The sequence below is a fragment of the Stenotrophomonas maltophilia genome (genome assembly GCF_002799155.1).
GTDB classification, from domain to species: Bacteria; Pseudomonadota; Gammaproteobacteria; order Xanthomonadales; family Xanthomonadaceae; genus Stenotrophomonas; species Stenotrophomonas maltophilia_R.
Genome location: NZ_NERD01000002.1, coordinates 2,975,341 through 2,993,114 on the forward strand (window position 1 = coordinate 2,975,341; position 17,774 = coordinate 2,993,114).

General features: G+C 67.3%; 13 protein-coding genes. 2 read left to right on the forward strand and 11 right to left on the reverse strand.

The window, feature by feature from the left end; translation table 11 throughout:
• Positions 1 to 87: 87 nt before the first annotated feature.
• The 8 genes from B9Y82_RS14375 to B9Y82_RS14415 form a co-directional block, all read right to left on the reverse strand.
• Positions 88 to 924 (reverse strand): TrmH family RNA methyltransferase, encoded by an 837-nt coding sequence (locus B9Y82_RS14375; RefSeq protein WP_100473746.1) that lies wholly within the window; start codon positions 922 to 924, stop codon positions 88 to 90.
• Positions 925 to 2,433 carry an alanine/glycine:cation symporter family protein gene (locus B9Y82_RS14380; RefSeq protein ID WP_100473747.1) on the reverse strand — a complete coding sequence of 503 codons (1,509 nt, stop codon included), beginning with the start codon at positions 2,431 to 2,433 and terminating at the stop codon, positions 925 to 927.
• A 210-nt stretch (positions 2,434 to 2,643) separates the two neighbouring features.
• Positions 2,644 to 3,183 (reverse strand): GNAT family N-acetyltransferase, encoded by a 540-nt coding sequence (locus B9Y82_RS14385; protein WP_100473748.1) that lies wholly within the window; start codon positions 3,181 to 3,183, stop codon positions 2,644 to 2,646.
• Positions 3,176 to 6,301: an efflux RND transporter permease subunit gene (locus B9Y82_RS14390; RefSeq protein WP_100473749.1), complete on the reverse strand. Its 3,126-nt coding sequence runs from the start codon at positions 6,299 to 6,301 to the stop codon at positions 3,176 to 3,178. Before B9Y82_RS14390 ends, B9Y82_RS14385 begins: the two co-directional genes overlap by 8 nt.
• Positions 6,298 to 7,404, reverse strand: a complete 1,107-nt coding sequence (locus tag B9Y82_RS14395) for an efflux RND transporter periplasmic adaptor subunit (protein WP_100473750.1) — start codon at positions 7,402 to 7,404, stop codon at positions 6,298 to 6,300. Before B9Y82_RS14395 ends, B9Y82_RS14390 begins: the two co-directional genes overlap by 4 nt.
• Positions 7,405 to 7,675: 271 nt before the next feature.
• Positions 7,676 to 9,745 carry a TonB-dependent copper receptor gene (locus tag B9Y82_RS14400; protein ID WP_100473751.1) on the reverse strand — a complete coding sequence of 690 codons (2,070 nt, stop codon included), beginning with the start codon at positions 9,743 to 9,745 and terminating at the stop codon, positions 7,676 to 7,678.
• 72 nt (positions 9,746 to 9,817) lie between these two features.
• The gene (locus B9Y82_RS14405; RefSeq protein ID WP_100473752.1) at positions 9,818 to 10,249 is read right to left on the reverse strand and encodes a DUF2946 domain-containing protein; all 432 of its coding nucleotides are present in this window, start codon (positions 10,247 to 10,249) and stop codon (positions 9,818 to 9,820) included.
• Positions 10,250 to 10,714: 465 nt separating this feature from the next.
• A complete protein-coding gene (locus B9Y82_RS14415; RefSeq protein ID WP_100473753.1) occupies positions 10,715 to 11,698 on the reverse strand; it encodes a LysR family transcriptional regulator in 984 nt (327 codons plus the stop codon).
• 208 nt (positions 11,699 to 11,906) lie between these two features.
• Here B9Y82_RS14415 and cysK point away from each other — a divergent pair, with 208 nt between their 5' ends.
• Together cysK and B9Y82_RS14425 are read left to right on the forward strand one after the other, a co-directional pair.
• Positions 11,907 to 12,866 (forward strand): cysteine synthase A, encoded by a 960-nt coding sequence (cysK, locus tag B9Y82_RS14420; protein WP_087923478.1) that lies wholly within the window; start codon positions 11,907 to 11,909, stop codon positions 12,864 to 12,866.
• Between the two features lie 210 nt (positions 12,867 to 13,076).
• A complete protein-coding gene (locus tag B9Y82_RS14425; RefSeq protein ID WP_100473754.1) occupies positions 13,077 to 13,676 on the forward strand; it encodes an O-acetyl-ADP-ribose deacetylase in 600 nt (199 codons plus the stop codon).
• A 92-nt stretch (positions 13,677 to 13,768) separates the two neighbouring features.
• Here B9Y82_RS14425 and B9Y82_RS14430 read toward each other — a convergent pair whose 3' ends face one another.
• The 3 genes from B9Y82_RS14430 to pyk form a co-directional block, all read right to left on the reverse strand.
• Complete coding sequence (locus tag B9Y82_RS14430) at positions 13,769 to 14,914, reverse strand: ABC transporter substrate-binding protein (protein ID WP_100473755.1); 1,146 nt, start codon at positions 14,912 to 14,914, stop codon at positions 13,769 to 13,771.
• A gap of 129 nt (positions 14,915 to 15,043) precedes the next feature.
• On the reverse strand, positions 15,044 to 16,048 hold the full coding sequence (locus B9Y82_RS14435; protein WP_100473756.1) for a class I fructose-bisphosphate aldolase: 1,005 nt from the start codon (positions 16,046 to 16,048) through the stop codon (positions 15,044 to 15,046).
• A 196-nt stretch (positions 16,049 to 16,244) separates the two neighbouring features.
• Complete coding sequence (gene pyk / locus B9Y82_RS14440) at positions 16,245 to 17,711, reverse strand: pyruvate kinase (protein WP_049442695.1); 1,467 nt, start codon at positions 17,709 to 17,711, stop codon at positions 16,245 to 16,247.
• Positions 17,712 to 17,774 lie beyond the last annotated feature (63 nt).

Below are 17,774 nucleotides of genomic sequence, written 5' to 3' on the forward strand. Positions count from 1 at the left end.
CGATCACACTGAGCTTTGCGGAATGCGCGCAAAAAAACCCGGCCGCGAGGGCCGGGTTCGGGGTCACGGCACGATGAAACAGCCGCGTCAATCGCCGCGGCGGCTCGCCCACTGCGCCAGCAGCACCGCCGTGGCCGAGGCGACGTTCAGGCTCTCCACCGCACCGCTGCCGGGAATCGAGACCTGCAGGTCGCACTGGCCCGCCAGGCTGCGGTCCATGCCCTCGCCTTCGGCACCCATCACGTACACCAGCCGGCTTGGCAGCGACGCGCGGAACACATCGTCACCGCCATCGACCAGGGTCGCGGCCAGGCCGAAACCGGATGCACGCAGCTGCGCCATCGCCTGAACGGTCTCCGGCAGCTGCACCAGTGGCACGGCTTCGGCACCGCCCTCGGCAACGCGCGCGGCGGCACCGGACAACGCCAGCGTGCTGCCGGCCGGCAGCAGCAGCGCCTTGGCACCGAAGTGCGCGGCCGAGCGCAGGATCGCGCCGAGGTTGTGCGGGTTGCCCACGCCATCAAGCCACAGCGCCAGTGCCGGGCCATCACCGACCTGCTCCAGCCACTGCGCCAGCGGCAGTGCCGGTGCGCGCAGCACATCGGCCACCACGCCTTCGTGATGGGTGGTACCGGCGAGTTTGTTCAGATCACCATCTTCGACCACGCGATACCCCACGCGGTTGGCCACGCACCACTTCAGCAGCGGCTGCAGGCGCGGGATGCGCGCCTCCAGCAGGTACAGCTTGCGCAGCGCCTGCGGCCGCGCTTCGAACGCGGCCAGCACGGCATTCAAGCCGTACAGGCGCAGCTCGTCGCTGCCGCCGCGCCCACCACCGCCCGTGGCCGGCACCTCCGGGCGCGGCAACGGTGTTGCGCGCGGCGGACGGGCGGATGGACGGCGGTTGTTCCAAGGGTTGTTCACTTACACACTCTCCTGCTTGCGCTGGCGCCAGAAATCGGCGTTCTTGATGCCCAGGGCATCCGGGTCGAACACCGGATCCAGGCCCAGCTTCTTCTGTCGTTCGTAGTCACGCAGGGCCAGCATCGCCGGCTTCTGGATGATGAGGATGGCGATGATGTTCAGCCAGGCCATCAGGCCGACGCCGATGTCACCCAGCGCCCAGGCCAGGGTCGCATTATGGAATGCACCGAACACCACCATGCCGATGATGCCAAGGCGCAGCACAAGCACGGTCAGCGGGCGCTTCCTGTTGTGGTTCACATAGCTGAGGTTGGTCTCAGCCATGTAGTAGTAGGCCATGATGGTGGTGAAGGCGAAGAAGAAGATGGCGATGGACACGAACGCCGAACCCCAGCCCGGAAGCACCGCTTCCACGCCGGCCTGCGCATAGCCCGCACCTTCCGGAATGCCGGCCAGGCCCTGGAACAGCGGCGGCGCGCCTTCCACCGGCGAGTACACGTTGTAGGTGCCGCTGGCCAGGATCAGGAACGCGGTGGCGGTGCACACCATCATGGTGTCGAAATAGATGGCGAAGGCCTGCACGTAGCCCTGCTTGGCCGGATGCGAGACTTCCGAGGCCGCCGCCGCGTGCGGACCCGAACCCTGCCCGGCTTCATTGGCATAGATGCCGCGCTTGATGCCCCACTCCACCGCCAGGCCCATCATCGCGCCGAACGCGGCGTGGGTGCCGAAGGCGCTCTTGAAGATGATGCCGAACATCTCCGGCACGCGGTCGTAGTTGATGACCATGATGACGATGGCGGTCAGGATGAAGGCCGCCGCCATGAACGGCACCACCACCTCGGCGAAGTTGGCGATGCGCTTGACGCCGCCGAAGATCACCACGCCCAGCAGCAGGCCCACCACGATGCCGATGCCCAGCTTCAGCGCCTGCGCCGATTCCATGCCCAGCGTCTGGCCGTCCAGCGGACCGCACAGCGCGGTGCCACGGCAGGCGTTGATGATGCTGTCGGCGATGGCGTTGGCCTGCACGCCCGGCATCAGGAAGCCGGCCGCGATGATCGTGGCGATGGCGAAGGCCAGTGCGTACCACTTCAGGCCCATGGCCTTTTCGATGTAATAGGCCGGGCCACCACGGTAGCGGCCTTCGGCATCCTTGGTCTTGTAGATCTGCGCCAGGGTGCATTCCACGTACGAAGTGGATGCGCCGAGGAAGCCCATCACCCACATCCAGAAGATGGCACCAGGGCCACCGAAGGCGATGGCGGTGGCCACGCCGGCGATGTTGCCGATGCCCATGCGGCCGGCCATCGACATGGCCAGCGCCTGGAACGAGGACACGCCGGCGTCGGACTTCTCGCCCTTGACGGTGAGGCGGCACATCTCGACGAACCCACGGATCTGCATGAAACGGGTGCGCAGGCTGAAGAACAAGCCGGCGGCCAGGCACATGAAGATCAGTGCCTTGCTCCAGATGATGCTGTTGATGAAATGTACGGTAGCTTCCACGCGCGCTCTCTCCAGTCGGCGGGTTGTAAGGACGTCCCGTCGGCTGGAGGGGACCGGTCGATTCTCCCTGATCGACGGCCGCTGCGGTAGCGCCAGAAGGATGGGGTCGGATCCCTTGCGCGCTGCGCAAGGGCTCTGACCCCGTTCTACCGTTTGGCGGGTTGGGGGTCAGAGCCCTTTTCTGGCGAAAAGGGATCCGACCCCGCGCGTTCAGGGCAGCTGCGTGCGCACCCGGGCGAAACGGCGAAGGTCGTGCAGCACGCCGCGCTTGTAGACCGCACAGCGCTCCACGCCCTCCTCCTGGAAGCCATTCTTCTCCAGCACACGGGCCGAACCCAGGTTGAAGTCGACCACCGTGGCCTGCAGCCTGAACAGGCGCAGCTCGTCCATCACCCACGGGGCGAACAGACCGACAACGCGGGTCATCAGGCCCTGCCCCCAATAGGCCTGCCCCAGCCAGTAACCCAGTTCAGCGCTGTGCCCACGCTCGGCCATGCCCTGCTGGGCACCGACGCTGCCGCAGGCCTGGCCGTCGATCTCGATGGCCAGGTTCAGGGTGCCCGGGGCCAGCACGCGGCCGGCCAGGAAGGCCTCGCCATCCTCGCGCGTGTACGGGTACGGGAAGCGGTCGCGCAGGCCGCGCGACACCTCGGCGTCATTGGCGTGGCGTAGCAGGGACGCCAGGTCATCGGGGCGCCAGGGTCGCAGCTGGAAGCCGTCGCCCTGCAGCACTGTGGCCGGATCAGGCATGGCCACCCACCGAGGGCGATTCCGCTTCCTGCTTCTCCAGCTCGCGCTTGACCGCTTCCGGCGAGCGGGTGTACGGGGCCAGGCGCGCGTAGAACGCCGGCACCACGAACAGCGACAGGAACGTCGAGAGGGTGACGCCGAAGATGATCACGATGCCGATCGTGCCACGGCTGGCCGAACCGGGGCCACCGGCCACGACCAGCGGGATCGCGCCGACCACGGTGGCGATCGAGGTCATCAGGATCGGGCGCAGGCGCACCATTGCAGATTCGATGATCGCCTCGCGCACGCTGCGGCCGTCGTCGCGCAGCTGGTTGGCGAATTCGACGATGAGGATGCCGTTCTTCGCGGCCAGGCCGACCAGCATCACGATGCCGATCTGGCTGAACAGGTTCACCGTGCCGCCACTCACCCACAACCCGACCAGTGCGCCGAGCACGCCCAGTGGCACGGTCAGCATGATGGTGAGCGGATGGATGAAGCTCTCGAACTGGGCAGCCAGTACCAGGTAGACCACCAGCAGGGCCATGGCGAAGGTCAGCAGCACGGCGCCACCGGCACTCTGGTATTCGCGCGATTCGCCCTTCCAGTTCACCTGCGCGTACTGCGGCAGCTCCTCGCGCGTGACCTGCTGCGCCCAGGCAATAGCCTCACCCAGCGGATACCCCGGTGCCAGGCCGGCATTGATGGTGATCGAGCGCAGGCGGTTGAAGCGGTTCAGGGTGCCCGCCTCGGCCACTTCGCTCAGCGTGACCAGGTTGGACAGCGGCACCAGTTCGCCGGAGGTCGCGCGCACGCGGATCGCCGCCAGGTCGGCCGGGCTGGCGCGGCCGTCACGTCCGGCCTGCACCAGCACATCGTATTCCTCGCCGTTGTCGACGAAGGTGGTGACGCGGCGCGAGCCCATCATGGTTTCCAGCGCCGAACCGATCGCGGTGACCGGCACGCCGAGGTCGGCCGCACGCTGGCGGTCGATGTTCACCCGCATCTGCGGCCGGGTTTCCTTGTAGTCCGAGTCCGGGCCGACCAGGCCGGGGTTGTCGGCCATGCGCAGCAGGATGCGGTCGCGCCATTGCGCGATCTCGGCATACTCCGGCCCGCCCAGGACGATCTGGAACGGCTGCCCACCGCTGCGCACCAGGCCACCGCCCACCTGCGTGCGCACGCGCACGCCGCGGATGGTGTCCAGTTCCTTCTGCAGCTCGTTGGCCACTTCCGGCGTGCCTTCGCTGCGCTGCCGCCACGGCTGCAGGAAGATGCTGACGCGGCCGGTATGCATTTCCTCGCTGGCGCCCCAGCCACCCGGCACGCGCGGGTTGGCGCGGACGATGGGCTTGTCCGGGCCGACATGCGGCGCCAGCATCGCTTCCACCTGCTGCACCTGCTGCACGGTGTAGTCGTAGCCGGCGCCTTCCGGGCCATCGATCATGATCTGGAACGAACCGCGGTCTTCGGCCGGTGCCAGTTCCGACGGCAGCAGCTTGAGCAGGCCCCAGCTGGCGGCCAGTGCGGCAACCATCACCAGCAGGTAGATCCAGGTGCGGTCGACATGGTGATCGAGTACCCGCCCGTAGGCCCCAGCCAGGCGCTCCAGGTTGCGGTTGACGAAGCCATGCAGGCCACGCGGCGCGTGCCCGGTATGCGGCTTCAGCAGTTTGGAGGCCATCATCGGTGTCAGCGTCAGCGCCACGAATGCGGACAACGCCACCGCCGCCGCCAATGCCACCGCCAGTTCGCGGAACAGGCGCCCGGTGTTGCCTTCCAAGAACCCGACCGGCAGGAACACCGCCACCAGCACGGCGGTGGTGGCAATCACCGCGAAGGCGACCTGCGCGGTGCCGCGCTTGGATGCCACCAGCGGCGGTTCGCCCAGGTCGATGCGGCGCTGCACGTTCTCCACCACCACGATCGCATCGTCCACCACCAGGCCGATGCACAGCACCAGGGCAAGCAGGGTCAGCAGGTTGATCGAGAAGTCGAACGCATACAGCGCGATGAATGCCGCGACCAGGCAGACCGGCACCGTCACCGCCGGAATCAACGCGGCACGGAAGCTGCCGAGGAACAGCCAGATCACTGCCAGCACCAGGATCATCGCCTCCACCAGCGTGGCGTAGACGCGATCCACGGCGGCTTCGATGAAGGTGGTGTTGTCGAAGGCGACGAAGATCTGCGTACCCTTGGGCAGGGTCAGCGCCACCCGCTCGGCTTCAGCGCGCGCGGTGCGCGCCACGTCCAGCGAGTTGGCGGTGGAGGTCTTGACGATGCCCAGGCCGATGCCCGGCTCGCCGTTGCTGCGGTAGTAAGCGCGGCGTTCGGCCGAGGCCAGCTCGATCTTCGCCACGTCGCCCATGCGCACCACGTAACCGTCGCGGCCCTTGCCCAGCGGGATGGTCGCGAAGTCTTCGGGCTTGATGTAGTTGCGTTCCACCCGCAGGGTGAAATCGCGGTCGGTCGACTCGATGCGGCCGGCCGGCAGTTCCACGTTTTCGTTGCGCAGCGCGGTTTCCACATCGCCGGTGGTCAACCCGCGCGCAGCCAGCTGGTCGCGGTCCAGCCAGATGCGCATTGCATAGCGCTGGCGGCCACCGATGCGGACCTGGGCCACGCCATCGAGGCTGGAGAAACGGTCGACTACGTAGCGGTCGGCATAGTCGCTCAGTTCCAGCGTGTCCATGGTCGAGGAGACCATGTTGAACCAGATGATCGGATCCGCATCGCTTTCGACCTTGGCGATTTCCGGTGGCCGCGCTTCTTCCGGCATGCGGTCGGCAACACGGCTGACCGCATCGCGCACGTCGTTGGCCGCCGCTTCGATATCGCGGTTGGAGGTGAACTCGATGCTGACCTGCGAGCGGCCGTTGGTGCTGCGCGCGTTGATCGTATCGATGCCTTCGATGCCGGCCAGTGCATCTTCCAGCACCTGGGTGATGCGGCTTTCGATGACCGCCGCCGAGGCACCGGTGTAGTCCACCGACACCGAAACGATCGGCGGATCGATGGCCGGCAGTTCGCGCAGGGTCAGCCGGGTGAAGGACATCACACCCAGTACCAGCAGCAACAAGCTCATCACCACGGCAAACACCGGCCGCTGGATGGAAACGTCGGACAGCTTCATCCGCCGTGGCCCTCGGCCGCGACCGGCGCCGGTGCCTCAGCCGGCTTGGCCCCGCTGGCTGGTGCTGCGTCCTTGGCCGCGACCTTCAGGCCCGGGCGCAGCTTGCCGGTGCCATCCACGACGATGCGCTGGCCGGCTTCCAGGCCCTGCCTGATCTCGACCACGCCGGCGCGGCGCGCGCCGGTCACCACATCCACGCGCTCCACGCTGTCGTCTGCGGTGATGCGATACACGTAGGTATCGCGGCCGACCTGCACCACGGCGATTTCCGGAATCACCAGCGCCGGGCGCTCGGGGCGGAACAGGCGCACGTCCAGCAGCATGCCCGGGCGCAGCGCATGGTCGCCGTTGGCGAAATCGGCGCGCACCGTCACCGCACGGGTGGCCGGATCGATGCGCGCATCGATGGTGCTGACCACGCCTTCGAAGCTACGGCCGGGCCACGCCACGCTGGTGGCACTGACCTTGTCACCGACGCCCAGCGCGGCCAGCTCCACTTCCGGCACCTGGAAATCGATGTGCATGTGCTCGATATCGTCGAGCGTGGCGATCACCGTGGTCGGCGTCAGCAGCGTGCCTGGGCTGACCTGGCGGATGCCGAGCACACCGGCGAACGGCGCACGCACGCGGCGATCACCGATGTCCGACTGCATCTGCGCCACGCGCGCTTCGGCGGCATCGCGGATCGACTTCTGCGTATCCAGCGTGGCACTCGACACCAACCGCTGCGTGGCCAGCTCACGCTGGCGCTTGTACAGCTGGTCGGCCTCGTGGAAGGTGGCCTGCGCCTGGACCAGTGCGGCCTCCTGGGCCTGGCCGCGCAGGGTCACGATCGGCGCACCGGCAGCAATGTGCTGGCCGCTTTCGAAATGCACCTTCTCGACGATCTCGCTGACCTTGGCGGTCACGCTGATCGATTCGCGTGCCTTGGCCGTGCCCAGTGCCTGCAGGGTGTCGCTCCACGGACGGGACTGCACGACCTGCGCGGTGACCGGCACCGCTTCTCCCTGCCGACGCGCGGCGGCCTCCTGTTTGCCTGCGCACCCGGCCAGCACGGCCAGGCTGAGGCCAAGGGCCAGGGTCGAAGCGATACGAGCCAACATGAACGGTCCTGATTGATCCACGGCCGCCGAGTGTAGGCAAGTGCCCATAAAAGCGGTATGTGCCAAGCGTTTACCGGCGTGGAACCAACGCTGCGATGGCGCCTTGAACCCGTTCCGTGCAAGGCTGCCACGGGCAGTGTCGGCGTGTGTCGGGGTGTATCCAGCCGTGCACCGCCCGGGCCGTCATCGTAGAGTCGAATCTGCCCGACGGAGGGCGTCGGGCGGGGACGGATCCTGGCGGGGATCCGGCCCCGTTTTCTTGCCCGTTGCTTCAGTACCGGTAGTTCAGCTTCATCCAGACGCTGCGCCCCGGCTCATTGATGCGTACCGGGTCGGCCGGGAAGCCGAAGTCGGCGCTGCCCGCCAGGTTCAGGTGCTCGCTGTAGGCACGGTCGAACAGGTTGTCGACACCCGCGCTGAGCTGCAGCTGCGAACTGAAACGGTACGCTGCATTGAGCGCGAAGGTGGCGAAGCCAGCGCTCGGCCCAAGGTCCTGCGCGACGACATTGCCTTGGCCATCTGCGACGCGATGCTGGTGGGTCACCGCGCGCAGCAGCGCACCGGCGCTCCAGCGCTGGCCTTCCCAGTTCGCACTCAAGCGCGCTTCCAACGGCGGCATCTGCGGCAGCGGGCGCTGCTGGTCGCGGTTCTCGCCCCAGGCATAGGCCAGCGTGCCGCCCAGTTTCCACTGTTCGGCCACGCTCACTTCCAACCCCGCTTCGGCACCGGCAATGCGGGCATCGATGTTGCTGGCCTGGCTCATGCCCATCATGCCGCTGCCATGGTAGGTGAACAGGATGTAGTCCTGGATCTGGCCAGCGTACGCCGACACCCATGCCTGCACGCGCGGCCCCTTGTACTGCAGGCCGACGTCGAGTTGGGTGGTGCGCTCGGGCTGGATACCGGCAAACGCGTTCACTGCACCGGCCGGGCCGTGGTTGGGCGAGAACAGCTCCCAGTAGTCGGGCATGCGTTCACTGTGGCCCAGGCCCGCATACCAGGTCAGGCCATCGGCCAGGTCCTGCTCGTAGCGCAGGAAGCCACTGCCGAGCCATTCCTTGCGGCGCTGGCCCGCGGTCGGATTGGGTCTGTTACCCATCATTCCGCGGATCGACTGCCGCTCGTCGCGCACGCTGGCGCGATCGATGCGCAGGCCGCTGATCCAGCGCTGGCCGGTACCGGCGCCAAGGGTCAACTCCGTGAACGCGCCATAGCGACGGAACTTGGCATCGGTCTCCCAGTCCGCCTGGCGGTAGGTGTCGCGGCCCATGCCCATGCGACCGCGGTGGCGGCTGTCTTCCCCGTCTACGCCCGCCACCAGCTGCACGTCCTGCCAGCGCCACTCGGAACTGACCCGGCCGCCCTGGGTACGGCGGTCCACGTTCGAGGCCATCGGCATCGGCATCGGCATCATGCTGTTCGGGTTCGGCGTGCGCAGCGTGTAGTTGTCCATCACGTGGTCGGCCTCGTTGTAGTACACGTTGGCCTGCACCGTGTCCCACGCACCCGGCAGGTTGCGCTTCTCGAAACGCGCGGCATAGCTGGTACGCTCGAACGCGGCCCCGTCCATGCCGCGCCCGGCGTAGCGTGCGATGGCATCACCGGCACCAGCGGAGACTTCCAGCAGCGTGTCGGCATCCGGCGTCCAGCCGATGGCCACGTCACCGTTCCACTTGCGCCACTTCGACGGCACCACGTCACCGTTGCCATCCTTGTAGTCATCGGCTTCGGAACGGTTGCCACTGGCGCGCACGTAGCCGGTCGGGTTGCCCAGGGTCAGGTCCAGCACCTGGTCGTTGCGGTTGCGCGAACCGACCAGCGCACTGGCATCGGCACGCACGCCCGGTTCCTCGAAGCGCGGCGTATCGCGCTCGAAACGCACGGTGCCGGCCGAGGCTCCTGCGCCCCAGCGCACGCTCTGCGGCCCCTTGATGATGGTCAGCCGGTCGAAGCTTTCCGGCGCGATGTAGGACAGCGGATTGTCCATGCGCGACGGGCAGGCGCCGATCAGGTTGCCGTCATTGCTGAGGATGTTCAGCCGCGAACCGAACATGCCGCGCAGCACCGGGTCGCCGTTGGTGCCGCCGTTGCGGATGGAGGAGAAACCGGGGACGGTCTTCAGGTAATCGGCGCCGTCACTGGCGGGCACCGGCTGCCGCGGCAGGCGCGGATCGGTCACCCAGTGCAGCGGCGAGGACGGTGCGGCGGCGGTCACCACCAGCGTGTCGAGGGTACGCGCCTCTTCGGCGGGCGCGGCGTGGGCCAGTGATGCGGCCACGGCCAGGCCAAGGGCAACCGGCAGGCGCGCACAGGCGCCCGCGGGGCGGGAAGTCGTTTTCATCGGAACAGCTCCAAGGTACGCATGCGCGCACGGCGCCCGGTCAGGCGTCGTGCGGCAGATTCGATAGGGACATCAGCGAACGATGGAGAAACGCGGCGGCCCGCGCGCGGCATGCGCCGGCCAGCACAGCGCGGGCAGCACCTGCTGCGACCACGGGAACACCAGCTGCGGCCGCCACAGCAGCGGCAACAGCAGCACCAGCACGGCCAGCCATGGCAGCAGGCGCATTGCCAGCACACAGTATTCGCAGGCTTCGCCGTGCATGGCGTGGGGGTCGGCCGGGCGGTTGCGCGCTGCCGGCGCGGCCCCGTGCTGATCGTGCCCGGCCATGGCCATGCCGCGCATGTCATGGCTCATGGCAGCGTGGTCCATGCCGGCCATCGCAGCGTGGTCCATCGGCTGCGCCTGCAGCGCGCGGCTGACCAGCGGCGCAAGCACCATCAGCAGCGTCGCCAGGATGGCGAGCTGGAGCAGAAGGCGCTGCGGGCGGGACAGGCGGGTCACCCCGCCAGTGTAGAGCCGGGTCCAGGGTTGCTCATGCGACGAACCGTCGCAGGCATTTGCGACACCCGTCGCGGGGTGTTCGGCAGGGCTGCGCCCTGCACCTGCAGAGGCCACGGCAGGTGCCGAAGCAACAGCAGAAGCGGGTTTCCTGAGGGATGACGGGGTGGGTCCGGTTGCGGGGGACGCCGTAAATACGTGCATGTAGGCTCGGTCGCGCCATCCATGGCGCTCACGCCCCCGCAACCGGACCCACCCCGCCTTCGACAGTTCTCCGCGATCTGTCGGAACCACTCTCGGGGTCAGATCCGTTTTCCGAAGGAAAACGGATCTGACCCCAGATGTATTTCGATATCTGACAGCTTCATCCACGCATGGCGTGGATCTACCGTGTCGACCAAGGTCGACACCTACCAACAGCCATCGGAATCTGTCAGAGGTGGGGCTGCAAGCCCTGCTCGACCCACCTCACACCGTGATGGTCTGGGTCAGCGACTCCCAGGTCGGTGGCACCGGCCACACCGCCGCCTGGTTGCCGTCCAGCACCCGCCGCAGGTCGCGTGGATCAATCTGCGGTGCCAGCACGTGCACCAGCTCCAGCGCGTAATCACGCAGCACCCGGTCGCGTGGCAGCACCGCCCACGCGATGCACTCGGCAATCGGTGCCGGGGCCGGCCAGGCCTTCAGGTCTTCGTCGTTGGAACTGACCGCCATCTCAGCCAGCAGGCCCACGCCCAGGCCGGTACGCACATAGGTCTTGATCAGATCGGCATCGAGCGCGGTCAGCGCCAGATCCGGCACCAGGCCATGGGCGGCGAAGGCGCGCTGCAGCGAGGAATTCGGGCGGGTCGAGGATTCGTAGCTGATCAATGGCTGCCGGGCCAACGCGGCCAGGTCCGGTGCACGCCCGGCGCGGTCCAGCGGGTGGCCCTTGGGTACCACCACCAGCCGCCGCCAGCGGAACAGCGGCACTGCAACGCCATCAGTGGGTTCACCGCCAGCGGTGCTGATGATCGCGATATCGGCATCCCCCTGGTTCAAGCGGTCCAGCGCGTCGGCTTCACCGGCCTGCTGCAGGTGCACGCTGACCTGCGGGTAAGCCTGCTTGATCGCTGCCACCGCCGGCGGCAGCACGAAGCGCGCCTGGGTGTGGGTGGTGGTCAGGATCAGCTGGCCCTGGCTCTCACGGCGCTGGTTGGCCGCGTAGGTGCGGATGTTGTTGGCCTCCGCCAGCACCGCGCGGGCACGGGCGATCACCTCGGTGCCGGCCGGGGTGACCGACTCCAGGCTGCGGCCCTTGCGCACGAACAACAGGAAACCCAGCTCGTCCTCCAGCTGCTTGAGCTGCTTGGACAGGCCAGGCTGGGTGGCGTGCACGCGCGAGGCGGCCAGCGTGATGTTCAGCTCGGCGTCGGCGATGGCAACCAGGTAGCGCAGCTGGGTCAGCGTCATGGGCAGGCAGGCGGCGTGGGGCGGAGGTCCACTCTAGGGTCAATTGCCGTCACCAGCTTATAACCAAAGGTTGTTTAAGAAAGGTATCTGGTCATTTCCGGGCGTCATATGCCGGCGCTACGGTCAGCCGGCAGCCGCTGGCCTGAACGGCCAGCCGTCCCCCTTCGCCCGCCGAAGCCCGGCGCGGCCCCGTTTCCGGAGCGCTTCCATGGCCCTGTACGACTCCATCCTCGATACCGTCGGCAACACCCCCATCGTCAGGCTGCAGCGCCTGGCGCCCCCGCAGGTCAGCGTCTACGCCAAGGTCGAGTCGTTCAATCCGGGCGGCTCGGTGAAGGACCGCCTGGCGCTGGCGATCATCCTCGACGCCGAAGCGCGTGGCCTGCTCAAGCCGGGTGACACCATCGTGGAGGCGACTTCGGGCAACACCGGCGTGGCGCTGGCGATGGTCGCCGCCGCGCGCGGCTACAAGTTCGTGGCGACCATGGTCGAGACCTTCTCGGTGGAACGCCGCAAGCTGATGCGCGCCTACGGTGCCAAAGTGATCCTGACCCCGGCCGCCGAGCGCGGCAGCGGCATGGTACGCAAGGCGGCCGAACTGGCCGAACAGCACGGCTGGTTCCTGGCCAGCCAGTTCGCCAACCCGGCCAACCCGGCGTATCACCGCAACACCACGGCCGCGGAAATCCTGCGCGACTTCGCCGGCAAGCGGCTGGACTACTTCGTCAGCGGCTGGGGCACCGGCGGCACGCTCACCGGTGTTGGCGAAGTGCTGAAGGTCGCGCGCCCGCAGACCCGCATCATCGCCACCGAGCCGGCCGGCGCCGCCCTGCTCAAGGGCGATGACTGGAAGCCGCACAAGATCCAGGGCTGGACCCCGGACTTCGTGCCGGACGTGCTCAACCGCGATGTGGTGGACGAACTGGTCTCGGTAGACGATGACCGCGCGATCGCCACCGCGCGCCGCCTGGCAGCAGAGGAAGGCATTTTCGTCGGCATCTCCGCCGGCGCAACTGTCGCCAGCGCACTGGACGTGGCTGCCCGCGCTGAACCGGGCTCGGTGATCCTGGCGATGCTGCCGGACACCGGTGAACGCTATTTCTCCACGCCGCTGTTCGCCGATGTGAACGAAGGGTCCGACGACGACTGGCTGGCCGGCCTGCCGTGATGCGCAGGATCGGATCCCTTTCCGTGCGGAAAAGGGGCTGACCCCTTTCTGCTTCAGCCTGCGTGAAGGCGTCGCACGCCATCGTGCGTGAAGGCCGTCGGATCGCAGCAGGTGAGACGGTCATGACGCAGTATCGATGCCCTGTCCCCTACCGTGGGAACAGTCGGCGCAGATGTTGCGCGGATCACCTCACAGGCAGGAGACGGACGCATGAAGATCGAGGTTTGGCAGGGCGACATCACGACCCTGGCGGTGGATGCGATCGTCAACGCGGCCAATGAAACACTGCTCGGCGGCGGCGGCGTCGACGGCGCGATCCATCGCGCCGCGGGCCCGGCGTTGTTGGCCGAGTGCGAGCAGTTGCCGGAGCTTCGCCCCGGCGTGCGCTGCCCGACCGGCGAAGTGCGCGCCACCGGTGCGCATGCGTTGCCAGCGCGGCATGTACTGCACACGGTCGGCCCGGTCTGGCATGACGGCCAGCGCGACGAACCTGCGCTGCTGGCCAACTGCTACTGGAAATCGCTGCAGCTGGCCGAGTCGCTGGGTGTGCAGTCGATCGCGTTCCCGGCGATCAGCTGTGGCGTGTACGGCTACCCTTTGTACCAGGCCGCGCAGGTCGCTGTGACCGAAACGCTGGCCTGGCAGCGCAGCCATGCGCAGCCGATGCGCATCGTGCTGGTGGCGTTCAATACGGCCACGGCCAAGGCTTACCAGCAGGCGCTGGCTGCCGCTGGACAGAATACTGAGAGTGAAGCTCGCGCGTCGATGCTGCCCCCGCTGGGCGATGCAGGCTTCGCCGTCGCACACTGATCCGCAGCATGGGACGCAAAAGAGAAGGCCGGGCGTTGCCCGGCCTTTTCCATTGCACCGCAGCTTTCATCCACGCATTGCGCGGATCATGCTCAACGACTGGCCGCCTCCACCGCAGCAGCATCTTCGGCCACGACTGCCGCAGCGTCGGCAGCAGCACGCGCGGCTGAGGCGGCGGCGCCCGCGGCGCTGGCGCCATCCACCTGCACGCGCACTTCCACCAGGCCCGCGCCATTGTTCAGGCTGGACACGTCGACGGTGTAGTGGCCGGCCGGCAGCGTTTCTTCCAGGCGCGCATTGGTGCCGTTGCCACCGTCGTCGTCGGTCAGTTCCACATCGCCGCCAACCACGCGCAGCACGGTATCGACCTGGCCCGAGATCGCATCCAGGCGGACATCGGCCGGACGATCCAGGGTCAGCAGGAAGCGGCGGCTGCCTTCGTTGTCGAGCATGGTATACGCGCTGCCCGAGGTCGGCAGTGCGGTCCCGTCACGCTCGATCAGGTTGCCCGGCACTTCGATGCGGTTGGCCGACAGGGTGAACATGCCGTTGACGCCGTCACCGAGGCCGCGTGCGGTCAGGGTGTACTTGCCCGGCTTCAGTACCAGGTTCAGGCGCGAGTTGGTGCTGTCGCCGCCATCGTCATTCTCCGCATCCACGCCATGGCCCGACAGCTTGAGCACCGGATCGAACACGTCCGACACCAGGCGGATCTCGTACAGGCCTTCCTTTTCCACCTGGAGGGTGTAGTCCTGCGAATCACCGGCCAGCATGTCGACGATCTCGCCACTGCCCACCAGCGGCTTGCCGTCGTACGGCTTCAGCTTCTCGGCGCGCAGGCGGTACGGGCCGAAGGCGGTCGGGCCATCGGCGTTGACGGCCACCTGATAGGTGCCGCCGCCGTTGGCGCGGAATGCCAGCGAAACATCGCCCTCGCGCTCGTAACCGGTGTTGCTGGTGGACACCAGGGTGCCGTTGTTGAACACCGCGATCGAGCCGCTGAGCGCACCGGTGAGCTTCATGCCGACCAGTTCCTTGTCTTCCAGCTTGATCTGGTAGAGCTGGTGGTGGCTGCCGTCGTTGTAGTTGATGCCGCTGCGCGAGGTGATCTCGCCGGACACCGGCTTGTCGAAATCGAGCGACGCGGCCTTGCCCGCGTCCGCGCCGCCGCCGATGCGGTTGCAACCGCCGGCGACCAGGACCGTGGCAACGGCCAGTGTGAGTGCTGCCAAACGCATGTTGTTTCTCCTTGGCCTTCCATGTGGTTCCCGCATGCCGGCCGGGCATGCGGGGGCGGAAAAGATACCCGCAAAAGCAAACGCCGGCGTAAAGCCGGCGTTGCCCTGTTCATCCTGCAAGAGGACGGATCAGCCGTTCCACTTGCCCAGCGCGGCCAGGCCGTTGTCCCTGGCGCGCTCGTACACGGTCTTCTGGGCAGCGGCGTAGTTGCCCTTCATGTCCTTGGCCCACAGCTTCAGCGCGGCCTGCTGCATGGCGCGGCCGTAGGAGAAGCTCAGCGGCCACGGCAGGTTGCCCAGCTGGTTCATCGCGTTCAGGTGCTCGGTGGACTGCTCGTCGCTCTGGCCACCGGACAGGAACACCACGCCCGGCAGGATCGCCGGCACGGTGCTCTTCAGGCACATCACGGTCGACTCGGCCACTTCCTCGACGTCGGCCTGCTCATCGCAGCCCTTGCCGGAGATGACCATCGAGGCCTTCAGGATGGTGCCTTCCAGCAGCACGTTCTGCTGGTACAGGGCGTCGAACAGCGAGCGCAGGGTGGCTTCGGTGACTTCGTAGCAGGTCTCGATGTCGTGGTCGCCGTCCATGATCACTTCCGGCTCGACCATCGGCACCAGGCCGCATTCCTGGCACAGCGCTGCATAGCGGGCCAGTGCGTGGGCGTTGGACTCGATGCAGGTGCCCGACGGGATGCTTTCGCCGATGTTGATCACCGCGCGCCACTTGGCGAAGCGCGCACCCAGCTTGTAGTACTCCTGCAGGCGCTCGCGCAGGCCGTCCAGGCCTTCGGTGACCAGCTCACCGGGGCAGCCGGCCAGCGGGTGCGCACCCTTGTCCACCTTGATGCCCGGAATCATGCCGTGGTCGGCCATGTACTTGGCGAACGGCACGCCGTCCTTGGTCGACTGGCGGATGGTTTCGTCGTACAGGATGGCGCCGGAAATGTGCTCGTTGAGCTTCGGCGTGGTCAGCAGCAGTTCGCGGTAGGCGCGACGGTTCTCCTCGGTGTTCTCGATACCGACGCCGGCGAAACGCTTGGCGATGGTAGCGGTGGATTCGTCGATCGCGATGATGCCCTTGCCCGGGGCGACCATGGCCTGGGCGGTTTCAGCCAGCTGTTCGATGCTCATGTATTTCCTGTGGCGGGTGCGGGAAAAACGTAAGTATAGCCCCGCCGCCCGTTGCCTCGCCGTGGAGGACAGGATGGAAACGCTTCCATGCCGGCGCAGGACAAAAGATGTCCTGCGGCATGGGGTCAGAGGCCCTGCGGGGATCTGACTTTGGGGTCAGACCCGCAACGCAGCTCCGATCCCGGGCCAACACTCCTTACAGATCGCCCAGGCCGCTGGCGCGGCCGTCTTCGCCCACTTCCAGCAGGCGCAGGGTGTTGGTCGCACCCAGGGTTTCCATGTGCTCGCCGCTGGTGAACACAACGCGGTCACCGGCCTGCAGCAGCTCGGATTCGACCAGCAGGCGGATGCTGCCGCGCGCGGCTTCGCGCGGAGTCAGGCCACGGCTGTCGAAGTTGATCGGGTAGACATCGCGCATCAGCGCCATCTGGCGACGGGCGCCGTCATGGCGGGTCACCGCGAACACCGGCGCCTTGGCGCGGAAACGCGACAGGTAGCGCGCGGTGCCACCGGATTCGGTCATCGCCACGATCGCACGCACGCCCACGTGCTGCGACAGGAACATGGTGGCCATGGCAATGGCCTGGTCGGCACGTTCCAGGTTGCGCGGCGAGGCGTTGAAGTCGGTCTCGGTCTGGAACTGGCGCTCGGCCCCCAGGCAGATGCGCGCCATCGCTTCTACGGCCTTGACCGGGTAGGCACCGGCGGCGGTTTCCGCCGACAGCATCACCGCATCGGTGCCGTCGATGACCGAGTTGGCCACGTCCAGCACTTCGGCACGGGTCGGGATCGGGCTTTCCACCATCGACTGCAGCATCTGCGTGGCAGTGATCACCACCTTGTTCTGCGCCAGCGACGCCTTGATGATCTTCTTCTGCAGGCCCGGCAGCTCGGCATCGCCGATTTCCACGCCGAGGTCGCCACGGGCGACCATCACCACGTCGCTGGCCTCGACGATTTCTTCCAGGTTCTCGATCGCCTCGGTACGCTCGATCTTCGACACCAGTGCGGCATCGCAGCCGTGCGAGCGGGCGATGTCACGCGCGTCGTTCATGTCCTGCGCGTTGCGGCAGAACGACACGGCGATGAAGTCGACGCCGATCTTGGCAACGATGCCGATCAGTTCCTTGTCACGTTCGGTCAGCGCGCCCAGCGACAGGCCGCCGCCCTGCTTGTTCAGGCCCTTGCGGTCGGACAGCACGCCATCGTTGAGCACGGTATTGACGATGCGGTCGCCCTGCACTTCCACCACCTGCAGCTGCATCAGGCCGTCGTCGAGCAGCAGCACATCCCCCGGGCCCACGTCCTGCGGCAGGCCCAGGTAGCTCACGCCCACCTGGCTGGCCGTGCCCGGGCCCGCATTCTCGCTGGCGATCAGGTCGAAGCGGTCGCCCGCCTTCAGCTGCACCTTGCCTTCGGCGAAGCGCTCGATGCGGATCTTCGGGCCCGGCAGGTCGGCCAGGATGCCCACTTCCACGCCCACACGGGCCGCAGCGGCACGCACTTCGGCGGCACGCTTGGCCTGGCCGGACGGATCGCCATGGCTGAAGTTCAGGCGCACCACATTGACGCCGGCGCGGAACAGATCCTCCAGCACGCCCGGCGGATCGGTAGCCGGACCGAGGGTGGCAAGGATCTTGGTGCGGCGCTGACGCTCGAACATGGTGGATGGGCCTCTCCCGTTAAAGGACGGAAATTAGCACATCCTTCACGCCGCATGTATACG